We start from the raw sequence: 902 nt of genomic DNA, 5'->3' as shown, positions 1-902 counted from the left end.
AAAATCCTTTCAAACCGCGCGGAAGCAAGCCGCATAAATTTGTTTATATTTTTTGCAAACCAAATCTAGGTGGCTTGCTGGTGTTTATTAGATGAACTAAACTTTCAAACTGCTCGTCACCGCCCATAAAATTTAGCTTTTGTTACCATTTCGTTGCTTATTCCATCTAATATTTCGAATTATTTAAACAAAACGGTAAGTGTTATGTTCTTTTCACTTCCATCCAAAATCAAATTATCTGCTCTAAAATATAAATTACTTACTCTCAGAGATACGCCACCTGCTCTAGAATTTAAGTCAGCTGCTTCCAGAGTTACGTAACTTGCTCTAAAATTTAAGTTAGCTGCTTTCAGAGACACGCCACCTGCTCTAAAATTTAAGTTACCTGCTCTCAGAGACACGTCACCTGCTCTAAAATTTAAGTTACCTGCCCTCAGAGACACGCCACCTGCTCCAAAATTTAAGTTACCTGCCCTCAGAGACACGCCACCTGCTCTAAAATTTAAGTCAGCTGGCTTAGTGATTGAATAAGCTAATCCCCTGTCTTGAATTACTTTTAAAATTAATCTGTCAATAATTCTATTGTCTTATAATTATTCTGTTTAAAATCATTGACTTATTCTTAAAGTATTTCCATTTCAATATTCTGGCAGCAGATAAATAATCGTAATCACAATATCAAAAAGATTTGCCAAAAGAGCAAGAATTATGGTTAATCATTTCACTCTCTTTTCCATGGGTATTTTTAAATTCATTTGTTGAGTGCAATGAATGGTAACGGCCTAGTGTATGAGTAGTGCGGGATTTAACCCCACTAAACTTTCAAGCCGTGATAAAGCTCAAATATAGGCATTTATGTTCAAAATTTGCACGTTTCCCCGCATTACTTATGACACTTTGTT

At 35.5% G+C, this 902-nt stretch carries 1 protein-coding gene; it reads right to left on the bottom strand.

Annotated features, from left to right (window positions below; all coding sequences use genetic code 11):
* Window positions 1–179 precede the first annotated feature (179 nt).
* Window positions 180–485 carry a hypothetical protein gene (locus DWB61_RS17590; protein WP_125032243.1) on the bottom strand — a complete coding sequence of 102 codons (306 nt, stop codon included), beginning with the start codon at window positions 483–485 and terminating at the stop codon, window positions 180–182.
* Between the last annotated feature and the right edge of the window lie 417 nt (window positions 486–902).

This window comes from Ancylomarina euxina, from assembly GCF_003863355.1.
Lineage (GTDB): Bacteria > Bacteroidota > Bacteroidia > Bacteroidales > Marinifilaceae > Ancylomarina > Ancylomarina euxinus.
This window is presented reverse-complemented; position numbering and strand designations above follow the sequence as displayed.